Annotated in this window: 17 protein-coding genes and 1 riboswitch; of the genes, 11 read left to right on the forward strand and 6 right to left on the reverse strand. The window is 41.1% G+C overall.

Features of this window, described 5'->3' with window-relative positions; genetic code table 11:
* Positions 1-74 precede the first annotated feature (74 nt).
* Positions 75-257, reverse strand: a complete 183-nt coding sequence (locus IRQ78_RS05515) for a hypothetical protein (RefSeq protein ID WP_194441565.1) — start codon at positions 255-257, stop codon at positions 75-77.
* Positions 258-521: 264 nt separating this feature from the next.
* On the opposite strand from IRQ78_RS05515, the gene sbcB reads away from it, so the two are divergent.
* Entirely contained in the window at positions 522-1,967 is a 1,446-nt protein-coding gene (gene sbcB, locus IRQ78_RS05520) for an exodeoxyribonuclease I (RefSeq protein WP_119851959.1), read from the forward strand.
* Positions 1,968-2,006: 39 nt separating this feature from the next.
* Here sbcB and IRQ78_RS05525 read toward each other — a convergent pair whose 3' ends face one another.
* Positions 2,007-2,888, reverse strand: a complete 882-nt coding sequence (locus IRQ78_RS05525; protein ID WP_054551484.1) for an NAD(P)-dependent oxidoreductase — start codon at positions 2,886-2,888, stop codon at positions 2,007-2,009.
* A 114-nt stretch (positions 2,889-3,002) separates the two neighbouring features.
* On the opposite strand from IRQ78_RS05525, the gene IRQ78_RS05530 reads away from it, so the two are divergent.
* Together IRQ78_RS05530 and IRQ78_RS05535 are read left to right on the forward strand one after the other, a co-directional pair.
* The gene (locus tag IRQ78_RS05530; protein WP_054551485.1) at positions 3,003-3,518 is read left to right on the forward strand and encodes a glutathione peroxidase; all 516 of its coding nucleotides are present in this window, start codon (positions 3,003-3,005) and stop codon (positions 3,516-3,518) included.
* Positions 3,484-4,467: a 2-hydroxyacid dehydrogenase gene (locus tag IRQ78_RS05535; RefSeq protein WP_054551486.1), complete on the forward strand. Its 984-nt coding sequence runs from the start codon at positions 3,484-3,486 to the stop codon at positions 4,465-4,467. The genes IRQ78_RS05530 and IRQ78_RS05535 overlap by 35 nt, the downstream gene beginning before the upstream one ends.
* A gap of 89 nt (positions 4,468-4,556) precedes the next feature.
* Here IRQ78_RS05535 and IRQ78_RS05540 read toward each other — a convergent pair whose 3' ends face one another.
* Positions 4,557-5,882: a sodium-dependent transporter gene (locus tag IRQ78_RS05540; protein WP_194441566.1), complete on the reverse strand. Its 1,326-nt coding sequence runs from the start codon at positions 5,880-5,882 to the stop codon at positions 4,557-4,559.
* A 147-nt stretch (positions 5,883-6,029) separates the two neighbouring features.
* On the opposite strand from IRQ78_RS05540, the gene IRQ78_RS05545 reads away from it, so the two are divergent.
* Complete coding sequence (locus tag IRQ78_RS05545) at positions 6,030-6,767, forward strand: 4'-phosphopantetheinyl transferase family protein (protein WP_194441567.1); 738 nt, start codon at positions 6,030-6,032, stop codon at positions 6,765-6,767.
* On the opposite strand, the gene lysC is transcribed toward IRQ78_RS05545, so the two are convergent.
* Positions 6,744-8,123 (reverse strand): lysine-sensitive aspartokinase 3, encoded by a 1,380-nt coding sequence (lysC, locus tag IRQ78_RS05550; protein WP_194441568.1) that lies wholly within the window; start codon positions 8,121-8,123, stop codon positions 6,744-6,746. The genes IRQ78_RS05545 and lysC overlap by 24 nt on opposite strands.
* 81 nt (positions 8,124-8,204) lie before the next feature.
* Positions 8,205-8,377, reverse strand: a riboswitch (Lysine riboswitch).
* A gap of 88 nt (positions 8,378-8,465) precedes the next feature.
* Complete coding sequence (gene nhaD, locus IRQ78_RS05555; RefSeq protein WP_194441569.1) at positions 8,466-9,716, reverse strand: sodium:proton antiporter NhaD; 1,251 nt, start codon at positions 9,714-9,716, stop codon at positions 8,466-8,468.
* A 148-nt stretch (positions 9,717-9,864) separates the two neighbouring features.
* On the opposite strand from nhaD, the gene IRQ78_RS05560 reads away from it, so the two are divergent.
* From IRQ78_RS05560 to IRQ78_RS05585, 6 genes are all read left to right on the forward strand, one after another.
* Positions 9,865-11,139, forward strand: coding sequence for a hypothetical protein (locus tag IRQ78_RS05560; protein WP_166340378.1), 1,275 nt, complete (start codon positions 9,865-9,867; stop codon positions 11,137-11,139).
* A 2-nt stretch (positions 11,140-11,141) separates the two neighbouring features.
* Positions 11,142-11,687, forward strand: coding sequence for a condensin complex protein MksE (locus tag IRQ78_RS05565; protein WP_194441570.1), 546 nt, complete (start codon positions 11,142-11,144; stop codon positions 11,685-11,687).
* Positions 11,687-14,473 (forward strand): AAA family ATPase, encoded by a 2,787-nt coding sequence (locus tag IRQ78_RS05570; RefSeq protein WP_194441571.1) that lies wholly within the window; start codon positions 11,687-11,689, stop codon positions 14,471-14,473. The genes IRQ78_RS05565 and IRQ78_RS05570 overlap by 1 nt, the downstream gene beginning before the upstream one ends.
* A 122-nt stretch (positions 14,474-14,595) precedes the next feature.
* Positions 14,596-15,144, forward strand: a complete 549-nt coding sequence (locus tag IRQ78_RS05575; RefSeq protein WP_054551495.1) for a DUF4136 domain-containing protein — start codon at positions 14,596-14,598, stop codon at positions 15,142-15,144.
* A gap of 137 nt (positions 15,145-15,281) precedes the next feature.
* Positions 15,282-15,593, forward strand: a complete 312-nt coding sequence (locus tag IRQ78_RS05580) for a hypothetical protein (protein WP_194441572.1) — start codon at positions 15,282-15,284, stop codon at positions 15,591-15,593.
* Positions 15,594-15,786: 193 nt separating this feature from the next.
* Positions 15,787-17,625, forward strand: a complete 1,839-nt coding sequence (locus IRQ78_RS05585; RefSeq protein ID WP_194441573.1) for a TonB-dependent receptor plug domain-containing protein — start codon at positions 15,787-15,789, stop codon at positions 17,623-17,625.
* Between the two features lie 169 nt (positions 17,626-17,794).
* Here the strand turns inward: IRQ78_RS05585 and IRQ78_RS05590 are convergent, their stop codons facing one another.
* On the reverse strand, positions 17,795-18,043 hold the full coding sequence (locus tag IRQ78_RS05590) for a YkgJ family cysteine cluster protein (RefSeq protein ID WP_054562006.1): 249 nt from the start codon (positions 18,041-18,043) through the stop codon (positions 17,795-17,797).
* A 158-nt stretch (positions 18,044-18,201) separates the two neighbouring features.
* Here IRQ78_RS05590 and IRQ78_RS05595 point away from each other — a divergent pair, with 158 nt between their 5' ends.
* Positions 18,202-19,374 (forward strand): efflux RND transporter periplasmic adaptor subunit, encoded by a 1,173-nt coding sequence (locus IRQ78_RS05595; protein ID WP_138600497.1) that lies wholly within the window; start codon positions 18,202-18,204, stop codon positions 19,372-19,374.
* The last annotated feature ends 1 nt before the right edge of the window (position 19,375 follow it).

Genomic DNA, 19,375 nt, shown 5'->3' on the forward strand with positions numbered 1-19,375 from the left:
TACTAAAGATGTTCATAATCATAATCTTATAGCATAAAAAAAACCAGCTCTTGGCTGGTTTTCTTTACTTTATATTAATTTTCTTTTTTCTTTGGGTTAAGAATGATTATCCCACCAGTTCCCTGTAATTCTTGATTTTTCTTTTTCGGGTTTAGAATAATGATTCCACCAGTACCTTGAAGTTTTGTTGTATCAAAGCTTGAAGCTGGTGCTGCGTCGAATGCTAAAGTAGATAGTAATAAAGCTGATAAAGTCATTTTTTTGTTCCTTCATAGTTAAAGATAGCTTTCGTTAGCAAATACCGAGCCACTACAATAAAAATTTAGGTAAAAACTAACGACTAGACCCTATATAAGCATAAAACCTAGCCGTTAGGCTATTTTTTATACCGCACAGGTATATAAAACGACCACTAAACAGCATCAGCACCTTTAACTCTATAAACTAACAAGCCTCTATGCCATAATTCTGTCAATTCAAAAATAAGTCAAAGCGGTCCTACGCTTAGCAAGGTTTAATGCATGGCATATCCAGAACAACAGCAACCAACAATTTATTGGCACGACTACGAAACATTTGGCGCAAGCCCACAAAAGGACCGCCCGAGTCAATTTGCAGGTATTCGTACCGATCTCGATTTAAATATTATTGGTGAGCCGTTAATTGAGTATTGCAAGCCTGCAGCCGATTACTTGCCCCACCCTGAAGCGTGTTTAATAACGGGTATTACCCCGCAAGTTGCAATGCAAAAAGGCTTAGTCGAAGCTGAGTTTATGGCAAAGATCCATGCTGAATTTAGCCAACCTAACACCTGTGTTGCGGGCTATAACAGCATCCGTTTTGATGATGAAGTCACACGTTACAGCTTATATCGTAACTTTTATGACCCATACGAGCGTGAATACAAAAACAATAATAGCCGCTGGGATATTATTGATTTAGTGCGTGCCTGTTACGCATTACGTCCAGAAGGTATTGAATGGCCGCTTAAAGAAGACGGTACACCGAGCTTTAAACTCGAGCACTTAACCGTTGCCAATGGCATTGAACACGCTGCTGCTCACGATGCTTTAAGTGATGTAACAGCAACCATAGCGTTGGCAAAATTAATAAAAGAAAAACAACCTAAGTTGTATCAGTTTTTCTTTAGCTTACGCTCTAAAAAAGCACTGGCTGATTTAGTTGATGTATTTAACATGACACCACTGGTGCACACCTCGTCACGAATTCCGGCAAGCCAAGGCTGCACCAGCTGGATTGCACCAATGAGCTTTCACCCAGTCAATAAAAACGCCATTATTTGCTTTAATTTAACTGAAGATCCGCAAGTGCTATTAGATTTATCTGTTGAAGAGCTACGCACGCGGCTTTACACAAAACACAGCGACCTTGGTGAAGACGAAGCACCGGTAGGCTTAAAACTCGTGCATTTAAACAAGTGCCCTATTCTTGCACCAGCAAAAACCTTGTTACCAGAGAACGCAGCCCGTTTAGGTATTGACCGCGAAAAGTGCCTACAAAATCTCGCTATTTTAAAAGCCAACACAGAACTTCGCGACAAAGTCACTGAAGTGTTTAACGAGCAGCGTGATTATGGCGAAACCACTAACCCTGATTATCAACTTTATGATGGTTTTACCAGCCACGCTGATAAAGCTAAATTTGCCATTATTCGAGATGCAAGCCCTGAGCAATTAGCCACAATGCAGCTAGATTTTGATGATAAAAAGTTTGCTACCTTGCTATTTAGATACCGCGCTCGAAACTGGCCACATACACTTAGCCAAGATGAATTGGCAAAATGGCGCCAGTATTGCCAAAACAAGCTAATGCACGGTGAAGATAGCCCGTCGATCAGTGGCCAAGATTTCATGATCACTCTTGAGAATCTGGCTCATGAAAATGATGATAACGAGAAAAATCTGCATATATTAAAAGCGTTGTACAATTACGCACAAAGCATGTAATAAAAAACGCGACAATCATTGTCGCGTTTTTTATGGATATTACTTTTTATGTAACGCTTCGATACGCGCTAATAAACTAGATGTGTCGTACCGACCGCCACCTAACGCTTGTACATCGGCATAATATTGATCAACTGTTGCCGTCATCGGCAAAGTTGCGCCGTTGGCCTTTGCCTCATCCAAAGCGATGCCTAAATCTTTACGCATCCAATCAACAGCAAAACCAAATTCGTATTCGCCAGCCCACATTGTTTTGTAGCGGTTTTCCATCTGCCATGAGCCTGCAGCGCCTTTAGAGATGGTTTCAATTACTTTTTCACCATCAAGGCCAGCTTGTTTTGCAAAGTGTAAACCCTCAGCCAAGCCTTGTACCACACCCGCAATACAAATTTGATTTACCATTTTACACAGTTGACCAGAGCCTACTTCACCTAATAATTGGCTAAAACGGCTAAAAGCAGCCATAACAGGTTGAACAACATTAAAATCAGCTTCGTCGCCACCAACCATCACGGTTAATACACCATTTTCTGCCCCAGCTTGACCGCCAGAAACCGGCGCATCTAAAAATGCAATGCCTTGTAGTTTCGCTTGAGCAGCCACTTCACGTGCCACTTCAGCTGACGTTGTAGTGTGGTCAACTAAATAGCTGCCCTCATGCATGCTTGCCAGCACCCCCTGTTCGCCATAAACAACTGAACGTAAATCATCATCATTACCTACGCACATGAAAACGATATCAGCCCCTTTTGCTGCTTCACTTGGTGTTTCAGCGTATTCACCTTGATACTCAGAAACCCACTTTTGCGCTTTAGCCGTTGTGCGGTTGTAAACTGTCACGTTGTGACCTGCGTTGGCAAGGTGACCCGCCATTGGGTAACCCATTACACCTAATCCGATGAAGGCGACTTTCATTGACATAAAACTGACCTATTTGAGTGATAAATTAGTAACAATTTCATTATCTCAACCGAATAACTAAAAAGCGAATGAAAAAAAGTTCATTTAAACCGTTAAAAAACACACAGGTAAAACATGGATAGTATATATCGTTTCAATGCCCAGCTTGCATCTGGTGAAAACTTCAGCCTTGAATCGCTACAAGGAAAAACAGCACTTATTGTCAATATTGCCAGCAAATGTAATTTTTCAGTGCAAATGGCAAGCCTTGAAAAACTCTATCAAGAATATAAACAGCAAGGATTTACCGTACTTGGTTTTGCCTGTAATCAATTTGGCCACAATGAACCTCTAGATGGCAATGAACTTAAAGCCTTTTATCAGCAACACTTTGATGTCAGCTTTCCCATTTTTAACAAGGTGTTAGTCAACGGCCCAGACGCCCACCCGTTATTTAATTATTTAAAGTGCCATACTCGAGGAATTGCGCAAAACCGCGCAATTAAATGGAATTTCACCAAATTTCTTATAAACTCAGAAGGTCAACTCGTTGCGCGATATGCCCCGCGCACCAAACCCGAAACCCTCAAAATGGTGATAGAGAGTAATTTAAATGATGAAACTGGCCTTATTCAGTGCGCAAAAGTATGAGCAACCGTTTTTTGAAAGGAATCTAACTGAATACTCTGAGTCTGTTTCGCTCAGTTATTTTGAGCAATCCTTAAACAGAAATACCACGCCCCTCTGCCAAGGTTTCGATGCAGTGTGCGTGTTTGTTAACGATACGGTCGACAAACACGTCATTGCAGATATGGCGGCTGTTGGCATTAAAGCAATCTTATTACGCTGTGCAGGCTTCAATAATGTAGACCTTGATGCTGCCAAAGAGCATAACATCAAGGTTTGCCGCGTCCCTGCATATAGCCCAGAAGCAGTAGCAGAGCATTGTATTGCACTCATGCTAACGCTCAACCGAAAAACCCACAAAGCCTTTAACCGTGTACGTGAAGGTAACTTTGATTTAAACGGTTTACTTGGTTTTAATCTGTTTAAAAAAACGATTGGGATCATTGGCTGTGGCAAAATCGGTTTAGCACTGGTTAATATTTTAAATGGCTTTGGAGCTAAGGTACTCGTTTGCGACCCAATGGCTGGTGAAGGCCCTTATACCCTGTGCGATTTAGACACATTGCTCACCCAAAGTGATGTCATCTCATTGCACTGCCCGCTCAACGAGCACACCCATCATTTAATTGATGCTAGCGCATTTGAGAAAATGAAAGACGGTGTCATGCTGATTAACACCTCTCGTGGTGCACTTCTTGATAGCCAAGCATGTATTCAAGCGCTTAAGTCTAAAAAGCTTGGACACCTAGGCCTAGATGTGTACGAACAAGAGTCAGAGTTATTCTTTAAAGATCACCGTGAAGAAATCATGCAAGACGATATTTTTTCACGCCTTATTAGTTTTCCAAATGTGTTAGTGACAGGCCACCAAGGCTTCTTCACCCAAGAAGCACTGAGCGAAATAGCCTGCACCACATTACAAAGTGCCAATGAAATAAGCCAAGGCTTAGCATTAACTAACGAAGTTATTTAAGGCAAATGCACCTTAAATTAAAAAAGGCGTGAGTTTAAACCCACGCCTTTTACTTTTATCTAGTAACTAGAAACTCGCAACTGGACTTTCTACTTCAACAACGCCACGTTCACGAATACCGCCGTCATTAATAACGGGCAGATAAAGCGAATGTACTGGGCAAACCAATAATGAGGGCCGCTCGATACTTGATGCAATTTATTACCACGCTGCCATAACCAACCAACAGTAATGAAATAGAACAGCCCCATTAAAGGTAATTGGTACTGTGTAAGTACCATAATGACTAAACCAAATAACCAGTCAAAGTTTAAGATAATCAGTGATGAGGCAATAAACACGATTAGCGTTACAAATAAGGTTGCTTTTTTGCGCTCTACACTGTGATTCTCAACTAAAAATGCCACTGGAATTTCGGTCGATGAGATGGTTGATGTCACTGAGGCAATCGACATTAAAACAAAGAATAATAAGCCAACGAGTAAACCCACTTGGCCCATTGTGCTAAACAGTTCAGGTAAAATCGCAAAAATTAACTGCCCTTCACCAACCAATTTACCGCCGCTAAATACCTCTACACCGTTATGTTGGGCAACAAAAATAGCCGGAATAATCAATAAACCCGCTAAGAAGGCCACACCGGTATCAAGCAATGCCACAGTGCCAGTTAATTTAGGTAGGTTGGCATCTGGTTTTAAATAAGAGCCGTAAACCATCATACAGCCAACACCTAACGACAGCGAAAAGAACGCTTGCCCCATTGCCGCAATAATTAAGTTTGCATCAAGAATTTGACTAAAATCTGGCACTAAATAGGCTGCAAAACCATCCAGCGCACCATCTAGGGTCGCGATATAAGCAATTAACGCAACTAATAACACTAGCAATAATGGCATTAAGCGACGTGACCAAGTTTCGATACCTGATTTAACGCCTTTTAAAATAATACTCGCAGTAAGAATAAGCATCAGTGGCGTAAACACAAAATTGCGCGCCATGGAGTCACTGTGTAAAAAGTTACTTAGCTCAGTAAAACCAAAGAAGCTTGCGACTGGCTCCAGCGCATAAGCGAGCATCCACCCTGCAACTATCGAATAAAAGCTCAGCATTACAACCGCACCAAAGAGGCCAATATAGCCAGCTGCAGCGCCCACTTTAGGTGCAGTGTCTTGCCATGCGTTAGATAATGCTTTTACTGGATTTGCTTGCGCTTGGTGGCCTAAGTACAGCTCAGTATAAAGAGCTGGAAGCGCTAATAAGAAAATAACAATGAAGTAAACGAGTAAAAATGCACCGCCGCCATGGTTTGCCGCTTGTGTTGGAAAGCCCCAAATATTACCTAAACCTACCGCCGCGCCAGAAGCTGCTAAAACGAAACCTAATCGACTTTGAAAGCCGTCACGAACTTGTGCCATACATCTACAAATCTGTTATTATTTTTCCTCATTAAACCATAATTACAGTCAACTGCGTAAACTATTTGCGTTTGTTCATGCCTATAAAAGTGCATTTGCTGTAAAAATAAACAAAACTAAATTCAAGCCCCTTGTAAGCGTTATACCATGAGCAGTCACTACTTTTCGAACACCCTTATCATTGAACAGCAGTGCCAAACAACGGCCAAAAAAATCATGCTTATGGATGCAACAGGTATTGATATTGCAAGTTTACCCCTTGATAAATTACTTAGTGAGTTTGAGTTAAGTGTGCTTAAAAAACGCAAAGTGCCTAGTGCAAAGCAAGAGTACTTAGCGACTCGCCTAACGTTAAAATATTTGTATCAACATGCTTACCCTCATGATGATTTAGCGCTCAGTGAAATATCGAGCCAGTTTGATGACAAAGACAGCAAGCTAAAATTACATACCCCGGTTAGAGAACCTGTGTGGACCTGTTTATCACACTCAAATGGTTTAATCGGTGCAGCTCTTAACCCCAAACAGCAGCTATTTGGTTTTGATATTGAACAAAGCAGTAAGCCTCGCCCATTTATCAAACTCGCCAAGCATTTTTATCATCACGATGAAGTTGACTTAATTAGCCGTTTTGAGACATCCAATGAACAGGCACAGTGCTTTTTTAGAATTTGGACATTAAAAGAAGCGCTTGCCAAAGCAAGTGCTCAGCCTATTGCGAAACTACTTGCTCCTAATGTATTCGAAGAATTGAGCAAACATGATTTCAGCGCGAGCAGTAACTCTATTGAAGGCTTTGATATAAGTGTTGTGGCACAAAAAAGCACTGACTGGCAGTGCTCTTTTATTAACTTTAGTGACTTACGCCGCGACTTGGCTTTCTAATAGTCGGCTGTGGATAGCCTGAACTACATAATCTGACTCGCTTTGTTCAACTAAGAAGCACAGGTTATGTTTACTTGCTCCGTGGCAAATTAAACGAATATTAAAATCGCTTAATACCTGCATCAAGTTCATTTCTTGCTGACGTAATTGAATTTCCGAACCAATTAAAGCCACCAGCGTTAAGTTATTTTCAACCGATACATGACAAAACTCAGAAAGCTTATCTAAACAGGCTTGATCAAGCTCTGGACGTGATGCATTCGGTGCGTTATCCAAAGTAATTGCAACACTGATCTCTGAGGTAGTAACTAAATCAACCGAAATGTTAAATTCGCTTAAAATGGTGAATACACGGGCTAAGAAACCGCTCGCAAGGAGCATTTCAGGGCTTTTAACCGTTAATAGAATTTGGTTTTTACGCTGTGTTACCGCACGAATACCTGGTTGCTGAGACTTTTCTTTTTCAATCCATGTACCACCTAATTGCGGCTCACGGCTTGAACCTACAAACACACTAATATGACTACGGCTTGCCGGTAAAATAGTAGCAGGATGCAGTACTTTCGCACCAAACGTTGCCATTTCTGCCGCTTCATCAAAGCTTAAGCGTGCAATTGGGCTTGCTTTAGCGCATAAACGCGGATCAGTACTGAAAATACCGACTACATCGGTCCAAATATGCACGCTTTTTGCGTTAATTGCTTCAGCGAGTAATGCAGCACTGTAATCTGAACCACCACGGCCTAAGGTGGTTGTTTGATTATGTTCATTGCTACCAATAAAACCTTGGGTTACCACAACATGGTCATCAAGTAGCGGCACTAAATGCTCTTTAGCAGCCGCAGCGGTTGCAGCAACATTTGGGGTAGCTTTAGCAAATTGGCTATCTGTTTTTAGCACTTTACGTACATCAAAACGCACCGCATCAAGACCTTGACCGCGTAATACTTGAGTAAATAAATACGATGATAAACGCTCGCCAAAGCTCAGTAGTTCATCTTGATCTGCTACTGACTTTGTCCCGTCTGATGCTAGCTTTTGAAAAGCCTTAAGCGTTTCATTAAAGCCATGTGCTAAATCAGCATCCAGTGACAGCTCTGCCAAGATTGCTTCTTGAATGGCGACAACGCCAGTAATGTGCTCATCACGTTCAGCCGCACTCAAATCAGCTTTACACAATGCAACTAAATGGTTTGTCACACCCGCACTGGCACTCACAGCAACTATACGTACTTGATTATCAGCACAAATGATTTCTGCGCAGCGGCTCATGGCATCAAAGTTAGCTACACTGGTGCCACCAAATTTTGCAACAACGTAATCTGATTTTCTGTTGGCGGCTAATTGGGTATTCATGTCGTCTCCTTTTGTGGAAAACTATCCACAGTAATTCAAGAAGAACTCGGCAAGGGGGTGCTTTGAAAATAAAGAGTAGTCCATGCCAGAAGCTCTCCACCTAGTTTGGTGACAGTTTTGAGGATTCAGCCCCATAAACCGAAAAATAACCGTGACGTCCGGTTAATTTTCTCGGCGAGTACTTCCCTCATTAATGGTCATCGGCGTTCGTCACCTCACATTAATTACCTAAGTATCGCACCTCTTCTGAATGTTAAGTTAACACCTGGTTAAAATAACAAAGCCTGCTGTTAAAAGCAGGCTTCGAAAGTTAACGTTTAGACGTCTAGCTGTCAAGTTGTTTTATGAAATTAAACTGCCCGCTAAGTGCGAACCGTAATAACCAAAGGTATAAGCAATTAATAAATAAACCGACATTTTAAGATAGCTCATAAAGGTCAGTGCTTTTACCTTACTCATGGCAATAATACCTGCCGCAGAGCCGATAATAAGCATTGAGCCACCGACCCCAGTTGCGTAAGTAAACGACAGCCATTGCTGAGGGCTCATCACAATATCAGCTTTTAAAAGTGCTGCAGTGAGAGGTACGTTATCTACCGCCGCTGATAATAGCCCCATTAAATAGTTGGCGTATTCTGGTGCCATCAATTCATAAAGGTGAGTAAATTTAGCAAGCATACCGACTTCTTTTAATGCACCAACGAGTAATAATACCCCGACGAAGAACAATAAGGTGTCGTATTCAATTTCACGAATATAATCGATGATTTTTTTGTTTACGTCTTTTTTGCGCATTAAAAATTGCGCAACCAAAAACATAAGTGATAAACCAAATAAAAAGGTTAACAGCGGCGGCACACTATAAAGCACACTCAAAGTTAACGTGGCAATAATCGTCGAGAAGAAGATAACCGCAATGGTAATATCTGTTTTTTCGATACGACGGGCAGCTTGTTTTTCAAACACAACATTACCCGACATACCCACCGACAACATTGCCGCCAGCAGTGCAACACTTGTCAGTGCAGGGGCAATTAATAATAGTAGATTAGCAATGGTGACTTTTTCGTCTAAGAAAATCATCAAGGTTGTCACATCACCGGTGATCAACGACACCCCACCCGAGTTAACACTAAATACAATTAAGGTCGCATACTTTATTAATTTTTTAGGATCTAACTTAAGTGACATCACCACCGCAAGCGAGATTAAAGTTGCCGTTATGTTGTCTGAAATAGATGAAAATAGAAATGCAAAACCACCAATCAGAAACATCAGCTTTCGTTCACTGATTTGATTTGGCATAATTTTATGAACAATATTCTGGATAAAGCCTTTAGAGTTTAAATACGCTACAAAGGTCATCGCAGCCATTAAGAATAGCCACAAAGTCGCGATTTCTAATATGTTGTGATCCAGTTGATGTTGTATGGTTTCTGGGCTTTGCCCATGAATTGGAGAGATAAATAAGATAATCCAGCATAAAGTGCCAAAAAAAAGCGTCGTTTTGGCCTTGTTTACATGGATAATATCCTCTATAACGATAAGCAAAAATGCCACCGCTATCAGGGTTAGGATAAGTGGGGTTACCATGGTGTTTGAACAACCTTTATAATAATGTAAAAATTGTAAGTCGAGTGTTTCGGCGCGGATTCTAGCAGCATAGAAAGCATAAAACTATTCTCAATTACATAATTTACTACTAATCGCCAACACCAAAGTCTGAATTTACTGGAGCTTTATGATCCCAGCTAAAAAGTTATTAAATACCCTTACTGAACATTGGGGGGTGTTAGAACTGCTATTTAAACGTTTTAAGATGGCTGATTTCAGCTTAAAAGACGTACAAAATGCGATAAAACAAAAACAACCTTCATGGTCAAATGAACGCATTTATAAAGAAACAAATCGTTTATTGAATCAAGATATTATCATTCCACTGGCAAAATCATCACAGTTAGAAATAAACCGCGCGATCGCCGATTTTGCGACTTTCTTGCTACAAGAAGAGCACTTAGGTCTTGCTCAAGAGATTAGCGTGCTCGTTGATGACTTAGCTCGCCTTGGCAATCGCCTTGCTAAAGCGGGTGAAATTGAAGATTACGACGAGCTTCGCCGCTTTAGCCGCATTATGGATGATCGGGTACGCAAAATAATGAAATTGTTTGCCCACAATGAAAACGCAATTTTAAATATTGTTGAGCAAGCAAAAGCAGACAACGCGGTGCAATCACTGCAAAAACGCTATCAGGCTGTAATTGAAGCGTTCGATGAATACATCGAGCCTATGCTGGAAATGGTTGATATTCGAGGTGACTTCCACGCTTGCTTTAATACCATCGAAGCGCAAATTAGCTCGCAAATAGAGCAAATTGACCGCCTTGGTAAATCATACCAAGACAAGCGCATGCTTGAACAATTACGTACTCGTATTCTAGAAATGCATTTAGTTGGCCGTGAAAGTTTACGTAAAAGCGCCGATATGTTGATGCCACTGCGTGAAGAGTTACGCCGTAACAACCTAATTACGCGTCAAGCGGCTAAAGTGCTTGGTTTAGTGCGTAAAAATGGCGTCGATAACATGTTAAGTGCAGTACAGCCTAACTTTGTCTCAGACGCGCAACGTTTTTCACTTGGTCAGCAACGTCATATTGTGGCCTATATGGCAGGCTTAGTTGACTTTGAGCACGATGAATATCAACTACCTGAACATGATGATGTGCCCGCCTACCAAAGCCCACATATTCCTGATTACAACGACGTTAAAACACAATTTAGAAAACGCTTTAAAAAAGCCAGCAAAAAAGCTCAGCCGTTGCTTAGTTTCTTAGATGAAAGCTACCCAGACTTAGAAGCTGACGAAATGCTGTTCTTATATCAAAAATTGATTAGCGATGGCGACCTTGAAATCAGCCAAAGCCAAGAGAAAGTAAAAATAAAAATTGCCCAGCAACACTTTTCTCTTTACCCATTTAACTCATCGATTGCTGACGATAAAAAAGCAACAGAGCAATAACCATGACAGATATTAATTTAGAAGATTTAACGCATCTGCAAGCTATTAATAAAAAGCTCACATCAGGCTACCACATTAGCGAACAAGACACGCTGATGTGGCAAGAGCTTGACCAACACATAGATGCTTACCGCGCATTATTTAACGCCCTTGGCCATGACCTGCAACATGATAGCCGTGGCTTTTACTTTTTTGGCAGCGACGAAAGCACCCCAAACATGGGTAAAATTTCGCGTGCCATTGCACTGACTATCTACATCTTGATTGAGCACTATGCCAATACCGGTAAAGATCCAATGCGTGCCTTGTTTGACGAAGTAAACGACCTTGAACTAATGCAAACCTTAGTGCAAATCAACAAGCATTTGTTTGATCAATTAGAAATCTTCTCAGGCTCAGATTTACGCAAAGACGTTTACCTACGTATGGTGCGTTTAGGTCTTGCTCGCGAAGTAGAAAACGGCTTTATGCTGCAAGCACCTATTTATCGTTATATCGATGCATTGATGGAAGTAAACGAAGAAACCTACCTAGGAGATGACGAATAATGCAAAGCCAAAGCCTATACGGACTCAGCAAACTTGCGCTTTTAAATACCGCTGGCTATGCAAAATGCGTGATCCCGCTGGATAAAAGTAGTTCAATCTGTGCACCTAATAATACCGGTAAAAGCTCGGTAATTAATGCCCTGCAATTTCCATTAATAAATGATTTACGTCTAACAGAATGGGATGGCCACGATTTAGACGAAACCCGAAAATTCTACTTTTCGTCAGATCAATCCTATATTTTACTCGAAGCTGACCTACCTAATGGCCCTGTGGTGATTGGTGTTGCTGGCCTTGGTAAAATTGCTGGGTACGCGCATCAGTTTTTTTGCTACCAAGGTAAGTTAAACCTTGATCACTACACTCAAGGCAAAACTATTGTAAAATTCACCAAGCTTTTTAATCACTTAAAAGAGCAAGGTTTCAATCCAATTGAATTAAAAGCGCAAGAGCTAAACGCCCTACTCACTGGCGGCGCAACCCCATTTGATGGCGATATCAACTTAAAGATGATCCCCCTCAATAACGTGCAAGACTCAGCGATTTACAAAGAAATTTTCCGCCGTATCCTTAACTTGCATAAGTTAGGTGCCAGCGATGTTAAACGCTTTATGCTACGCGTATTTGAGCGCCATATGTCAAACTCACGGGTTGATTTTTATGAAGTATGGCGACGTTCATTTGATAAAGTGAATCGCGCTAAACGTGAATTAAAAGCCCTTGAGTCAATGCAAGAGCCAATTGCAGCTCTTGAATCTATGCTTGAAAACCAAACGGTTTTAAAAGGTAAGCTTGCTGCTTATGCGCCAAAAATTGACCAAGCACTGATTGACTTTGAAACCTATCAACAAGAGCAACTCACTGAGCTAAATATTGCCCTTGAGGATATCGAACACGAAAAGCACGAGTTCGAACAAAAGCAGCAGCTGTATATTCAGCAATCGCGCGATATTGAGCGTAAACAAACTCAAATTGAACAATGGTTTTTAGACTATCGTGCGCTTAAATCTGAGTTTGAGTTGGTTAATAAAGCCACTTTAAAAGTCAGCCTTACTCAGCTTAAACAAGATTATGAATCGCTATCGCATTCATTAAGCAGTGCTCAAGGGCAAAGCTTGCACACGCTAGATTACCGTATTAGCGAAACACAAAAGCAAATCAAGAGCTTAAAACTGCAGTTAAAGAACCTCGAGTTCAATTTATTCACCCGTATGCGTGAAGATTTATCTTTGAAAGAAGTTGAAGAGATTTCGCGTATTCTGAACCCAGATATCTTATCGTTTGCCACCACCAGCAATGGTGATGTTGAGATCACAGACGAAGATGCCTTTGGGGAGTTCTTAGAGCAGTTATCGGCTAACGTGAAAGGCGGTGTACTGACTCTGCCAGGTGCGACGATTAAACTTAAAAAGCTAAGCCCAGTGCAAATGCAAACTGGCGAAAATAAAGAGCAATTAACTGCGCAACTTGCTGCTCTTGAAAACTCACTGAAAGAGTTTAAACAACAGCGCGAAGTCGCTGCTAATGTCGCCGAAAAGCAAAAAGAAAAAGATGCCTTGTATGATGAGTTAATGGCCTCAGAAGAAGCATTAAAACGTTTTGAACAATTTGAAGTGATGCAGCAATCTGTCGATGCACAAACCCTGCTAAAAGAGCAGTTAAATGCAGAACGCGAGCAAGTTGACGACTACCTGCAAGATATTCAAAAGAATAGTGGCTCAATCAGCGATCGTCGCTCAATTATCAAGTCGAAAAAAGATTTGCTCGCGCGCCAAGCTGACCGTTTACGCCAAGTTAAATCTGAACGTATCGATCACACACTTGATGTTTACTCAGGAAAAGTCACTCCGTACATGATTGAAATCAGTATTGATTTTGATAACCTAAGTGACCTCATTCACCACTTCAATAAAGACTGCCAAGAGTTACGTAACTTTGATATCAACGTACGTAACACCTACCTGCATATTTACAATGCAGGTATTACTAAATTTGATAACGAAAACGATGAGTTTACTAAATACGAAAAGCTTATTAGCGCGTTTCATAACATTGATAACGAGCGCGATGCGGTTGAGCGTCAAGGCCGAGTTGCGTTAACCGAAGTAGCCGCCACCATTAAAGGCTTGCGTGAAGACTTAGATCGCTTACGCCGCGAAATGAACAGCTTTAATAAAGGCATTAGTCAGCATCGGATCTCTAATCTTCAAGCATTCAAAATTAATGTTATTCCGCGCAAGATGTTGGTTGATAGCATTGATACTATTATTAGTACCTCAAATCAGTTTGAGCAAGGCGATACCCTAGACCTATTAAGCCAAGAGCCTTATAGCGAGTCTGCGGTAAACGAAGCGAAAGATCATTTAATTAAGCTTGCCTCAGAAAAAGCCGGTTTAACACTGACCGACTTATTCGATATTCGTTTTGAAGTGGTGAACCGTGCTGGTGAAACTGAGCACTTCGAAAAAATCGATTCAGCCGGCTCTAACGGTACACGTATTACCATTAAGCTACTTTGTGGCATGTTGTTTATTCGTTACTTATTAAGTGATCAAGAACAAAACTTGTATCGTATTCCGATTTATATCGATGAAGCAGCCGATATCGACCCACAAAACCAAAAAGCAATTATCGAAACTGCGCTTAGCTTTGGCTTTGTGCCGATTTTTGCCTCTGTTAAACCACAAGTTAGCTGTGATTACATCGTCCCTATTCGCACTGTTAAAGATGGTGCACAAAACTGGGTGGATGAAAAAGATTGGATAGAAGTGGAACACACTGCTTAATTACAAACTATTACAGTACTTTTTTGTAAATGTGCCATAGTTTTTAAATAATCATTCAGTTGAGTATTTTTTGTGTTATGTTATCAATCAAGTAGTGGAAATTTTGCCAAGGAGCAAACAATATGAAGAACTTATTAATCGCGACGGCTGTACTATTTTTAGCAGCCTGTGCTAAAACGCCTGATTGGGATTACGACAAATCAGCCGATTTTAGTAATTATAAAACCTTCTCTTGGGTACCGAATGCCAGCTTGACTAAAAATGTATCGAACTACCAAATTAGTCCTTTAATGGAAAAACGGGTTCGTGAAGCCGTTAATGCTGAACTTGAAAAAAGCGGTATGAAGCTAGTTGATTTAGCACAAGCAGATGTGCTGATTAACTACCATGCCTCTGTTGATACTAAAATTGATGTAGATACCTTCAACGTAGGTTACGGTGCACGCTGGAATTACTGGGGTATGGGTTATAACACGCAAACAACTGCTCGCGAATACGAAGTGGGTACGTTAATTTTAGACGTGGTAGACCGTGCTTCTAACCAATTAGTGTGGCGTGGTGCGAAAGAAGGTCGTTTGCAAAAGAACCAATCACCTGAAAAGCGCACTGAAGTTATCAAAGAGACTGTTGCTAACATTCTAAGTAACTTCCCACCAAAACCTCAGCAATAAGCCTTTTACATAATTTTGAAAAGCTCACAAATTGTGAGCTTTTTTGTTTGTGAAGATCAAAGTTTGCTATGATGCTTTAACTTAATAACTCTAAATGGAATTAGGGGTCTTAGAGAAAAGATCCAAAAAGGAATAAAATGAAATTAACTTGCCCAAACTGTAAAACCATAATTGCGACTAAAGATATAAAAAAGGTTAATACAAACAGCCTCTTCATTGAAAATCAATGCCCCTCTTGTCAAGCATGGTTTTGCTTAAATAAAACACAGACGATTTTAAAAATTTCCGGTATTTCTCTATTGTTAATAACTAGCTTGCTTAATATTTTTAATATTAAAGCTGAATATAGCCTAGCTTTTTCGGTCATTGGATTTATAGGTATTTTTGTTGCTCTCATCATTACTTTCTTTGGTAAATATGATGCGGTTAAAAATAAAAAATCAAACTGAAACACACATCTTTTTTAAATAATAAATAGACACAGCTCTTATTGCACAACCGCGCCTTAGCGCGGTTTTTTTGTTACCTGCTGAAATCTGGTTGGAGTGGTATAACTCAGTGATTCAGATACAATACCTGCAATTTCCAGTGCGCTCTTAACAGCCACTGCAACGAGTTAATCAAAATAATAGAGAGTTTTAGATGGTACGCGCAGTACAGCTTACACTTCCCGCTTTATTCGTCACTTGCTCAGTGCTAGCAGAAGACACCAACAATATTGAACAAATCACCGTTGAAGTTTCAGCAACCGCAAATAAAGAGCCTGTTGGGACCTTTGATGCGCCGGTATCAAACTTAGAATATGACCCACGTGTCGATTTACAATCGCGTAATATGGCTGAAGCACAAGCTGATGTCACCATTCGTGGTGGTATCTTCGAAAATACTGGCTTTCGTGTTGGTAGCAGTACATTATTCGACCCGCAATCTGGTCACTACTTTGCTGAAATTCCAATTGCGCCACAAATGCTAACAGGCCCTTCAGTGCTTACAGGGGCTGATAATGCCCTTTATGGTATGAATAGTTCGGTTGGCACAGTTTCATTTGGCTGGCGCCCTATCACAAGCACTGGCAGCGTTTCACTTGGCACAGGTACGAATGGCTTTAATTTACAAAGCATTCATGCTGCCCATAGCCAAAAGCTGGATAGTAAACCAGATTGGCGATTAGGCTTTGAAGGGGAATACTCGCACTCAAAAAGTGATGGCTCAATTGATAATGGCGACCACGACTTTGAACGTGCCTCAGCGCGTATTCAACTTGCAAGCTCTACCTCGCAAACCGATTTAATGTTCGGCCGCCAAGAGAAGTTTTTTGGTTGGCCAAATCTATACACGCCATTTAATTTTAATGAAACCGAAGACCTTGAAACCAAGCTTTTCATGCTCAATCACAAACAAATGTATGGTGAGAGCAATACCTTTGAAGTGACTGGCTATTATCGTAAACATAACGACCATTACGTGTTGTCTCGTGAAAACCCAGCTATTTTTGAAGCGTTTCACGAAACCACCGTTAAGTCATTGGCACTCTCTGGACGTCACCGTTTAAATGACCACTATGCAATTAATTATGCAGGGCAATTTATTGCTGATGAAATTGAATCAACGTCTCTTGAAAACAACTTTACGTCTCGCAATTATACCAAGTTAAGTATCTTACCTGAGTACAAATCAGCCCTTACAGCGAACAAAGAGCTTACTGTACGTGTTGGTGCTGCATTGGATGATACGAACCGTGATAGCTCAGATACCTCTTTTATTGCCGATGCCAGCCTTAAAGTAGCTCATCAAAATGGCAGTGAACATACTTGGTATGCATCATACGCCGAGGCAACACAAGTTCCCGGTTATACCGCTATTGGCGGCAGCGAAACGGGCGGATTATTCAGAAGTAACTACAGCCTTGAGCGCGAAACCACCGATAACCTTGAATTAGGTTTACTGATTGAGCAGTCTTCATGGCGTTTAGATTCAGCTATTTTCTACCGTAAAGATAAAAACCTTACGGATTGGACATATCGCTTTGATGCAACCTCAGCACGTTTTGCAAACCCGGTTGATATAGACACCTTAGGCGTTGAGTTTTTAGCGAATAAAACGTTCGAAAGCACTGAGTTAATTGCCAGCTACACCTATTTAGAAAAGTCAGAAGACTATGGCACGGCAGATATTGATGCGAGCTTTTATGCGCTTAACTACCCTGATCACCGTGTAACACTGGGTGCAGTATGGCAACCAATGGATGTGCTTGAGCTGCGTATCGATAACGAATGGCGTAAGCAACATAGTAACCGCTTACGTAACTCTGATGATGAAGCCTTCTTCACGCAGTTAACGCTAAAATTCACCCCAGCTCAGCTTGATAATGTGTTTGTTACCTTTGCAGCTGACAACATTTGGGATGAATCTTTCGAAGAAGTCCCGGGTACCCCAGGCCGCGGCGAACAATACACTCTTAGCGCTACCTATACGTGGTAAGCAAAAACAATAATGCCAGTCAATTGACTGGCATTATTGTGTCACGTTACTTTCCGAGATATCTATCAAACCACAACCAAAATTATATTAAACGCCATAAAGAAAACTTTAGTTATAAAACACAACTGATCCCAGTAACCGTTAAAAAGTGTTAAAGGTTTAATCTTTTTTAAGTCATCTGCTCAAGCTCGGTAATTAAATACAACGCTTGCTCATTTGTCGTGCCGCACACATCAATAGTGGCAGAAAAGTCACTACACACCTTAGGCCTTGATTCATCACCAAATAATTTACATAGGTTATTATCATCAAGCTGAATACAGCGCTCTCCCGCTGCTTTCCCATTGGGCATTCCTGGGATCGGTGAGCTAATACTGGGTGCAATACAACAGGCGCCACAGCCTAATCTGCATGCCATTTGATCTGTCATTGAGTACCTCTTATAGAACCTTTGTAGCGCCTTTGAAATATGTGTAATGGTTTGTTACATCTTCAAACGCCTTGTAAACACTTTATTGCGTATGCTTAGCCTATCAAATTTATTTTTAATTACCGTCAACCGTGAGGGACTATCCCGTGGCTAGTAAAAAACAAATCATTCTCCCTATCGCCGTATTAGTCGGCGGACTTGGAATGGCATTCGCATTTGCCTCAATGAAGCAACCGCCAGTAGAAAAACCAGAACAAGATCTGCGCCCGCTTGTATCAATCAAACCGTTAAGCTTTGACGCCATTACCCTTGATGTAAAATCATACGGTATCGTTAAACCTAAAAACCAAACTGAGCTTGTTGCGCAAGTAAGTGGTCAGGTTGTGTCGTTATCAGATCAATTTGTACAAGGTGGATTTGTTAAGCAAGGCGACATTCTAGCACGTATTGACCCAAATGATTACGAAGCAGCACTCATTGAAGCAGAAGCAGGACTAGCCCAAGCAAGCTCTGCACTTGAGATAGAACGTGCACAGGTGTCAGTTGCGCAAGCTGAGTGGGACCGCATCAAAGGTGACTCAAACCAAGTTATCCCTTCTGAGCTTTATTTACGTAAACCACAACTTGCTGAAAAACTTGCAAGTTATCGTGCTGCGCAAGCGAGTGTAAAACGCGCTAAACGTAATCTTGAGCGCACATATATTAAAGCGCCTTACAATGCGATTATCGACGAACGCCTGATTAGTCTAGGTAGTGTGGTAAACCCAGGTAACAGCTTTGGTAGCCTGAGCTCAACGTCACTGGCTGAAATTCGTTTACCTGTTGCTGATAAAGATCTGCAATACCTAAATAACCAAGGAATTGGTGCAAGCGTATCAATTAATGCTGAATTTGCAGGTAAACAAACAACGTGGCAAGCAACTATTGTTCGTAGCGAAGGAGTTGTTGACCAACGTAGCCGCATGAATTATTTAGTAGCACAAGTAGCAACGCCTTATGAGCAAAAGCAGCCATTACGTTTTGGCTCATACATTAACGCCACTATCGAAGGCCGAGCGTTAGACAACGCGATTGTTGTTCCGCACCATTTAGTTAAAGATAAAAAAGTCGCTGTTTTACAAGATGGCGAAACGCTTACCTTTAAAACACTTAACATCGTTCGCGAACAAAATGGCATGGTGATCGCCGATAATGGCCTTGCTAACGGTGAGCAACTTATTACATCGGCACTTGAATACCCAACTGAAGGCATGGCGGTCAAGTTAGATGACGCAACACTGAGTGTGCCAACAACGCAGTTAGCGTTAAAAGAGGAATAAG

Source organism: Pseudoalteromonas simplex (genome assembly GCF_015278155.1).
Taxonomy (GTDB): Bacteria; Pseudomonadota; Gammaproteobacteria; order Enterobacterales; family Alteromonadaceae; genus Pseudoalteromonas; species Pseudoalteromonas simplex.

What these genes read in the sequence shown, in the direction of transcription:
- IRQ78_RS05530 (WP_054551485.1), top strand. Translation starts at nt 3,003, where the DNA reads ATGGATAGTATATATCGTTTCAATGCCCAGCTTGCATCTGGTGAAAAC.
- IRQ78_RS05560 (WP_166340378.1), top strand. Translation starts at nt 9,865, where the DNA reads ATGATCCCAGCTAAAAAGTTATTAAATACCCTTACTGAACATTGGGGG.
- IRQ78_RS05525 (WP_054551484.1), bottom strand. Translation starts at nt 2,888, where the DNA reads ATGTCAATGAAAGTCGCCTTCATCGGATTAGGTGTAATGGGTTACCCA.
- IRQ78_RS05570 (WP_194441571.1), top strand. Translation starts at nt 11,687, where the DNA reads ATGCAAAGCCAAAGCCTATACGGACTCAGCAAACTTGCGCTTTTAAAT.
- lysC (WP_194441568.1), bottom strand. Translation starts at nt 8,123, where the DNA reads ATGAATACCCAATTAGCCGCCAACAGAAAATCAGATTACGTTGTTGCA.
- IRQ78_RS05580 (WP_194441572.1), top strand. Translation starts at nt 15,282, where the DNA reads ATGAAATTAACTTGCCCAAACTGTAAAACCATAATTGCGACTAAAGAT.
- IRQ78_RS05540 (WP_194441566.1), bottom strand. Translation starts at nt 5,882, where the DNA reads ATGGCACAAGTTCGTGACGGCTTTCAAAGTCGATTAGGTTTCGTTTTA.
- IRQ78_RS05535 (WP_054551486.1), top strand. Translation starts at nt 3,484, where the DNA reads ATGAAACTGGCCTTATTCAGTGCGCAAAAGTATGAGCAACCGTTTTTT.
- nhaD (WP_194441569.1), bottom strand. Translation starts at nt 9,716, where the DNA reads ATGGTAACCCCACTTATCCTAACCCTGATAGCGGTGGCATTTTTGCTT.
- IRQ78_RS05590 (WP_054562006.1), bottom strand. Translation starts at nt 18,043, where the DNA reads ATGGCATGCAGATTAGGCTGTGGCGCCTGTTGTATTGCACCCAGTATT.
- IRQ78_RS05565 (WP_194441570.1), top strand. Translation starts at nt 11,142, where the DNA reads ATGACAGATATTAATTTAGAAGATTTAACGCATCTGCAAGCTATTAAT.
- IRQ78_RS05515 (WP_194441565.1), bottom strand. Translation starts at nt 257, where the DNA reads ATGACTTTATCAGCTTTATTACTATCTACTTTAGCATTCGACGCAGCA.
- sbcB (WP_119851959.1), top strand. Translation starts at nt 522, where the DNA reads ATGGCATATCCAGAACAACAGCAACCAACAATTTATTGGCACGACTAC.
- IRQ78_RS05585 (WP_194441573.1), top strand. Translation starts at nt 15,787, where the DNA reads ATGGTACGCGCAGTACAGCTTACACTTCCCGCTTTATTCGTCACTTGC.
- IRQ78_RS05575 (WP_054551495.1), top strand. Translation starts at nt 14,596, where the DNA reads ATGAAGAACTTATTAATCGCGACGGCTGTACTATTTTTAGCAGCCTGT.
- IRQ78_RS05545 (WP_194441567.1), top strand. Translation starts at nt 6,030, where the DNA reads ATGAGCAGTCACTACTTTTCGAACACCCTTATCATTGAACAGCAGTGC.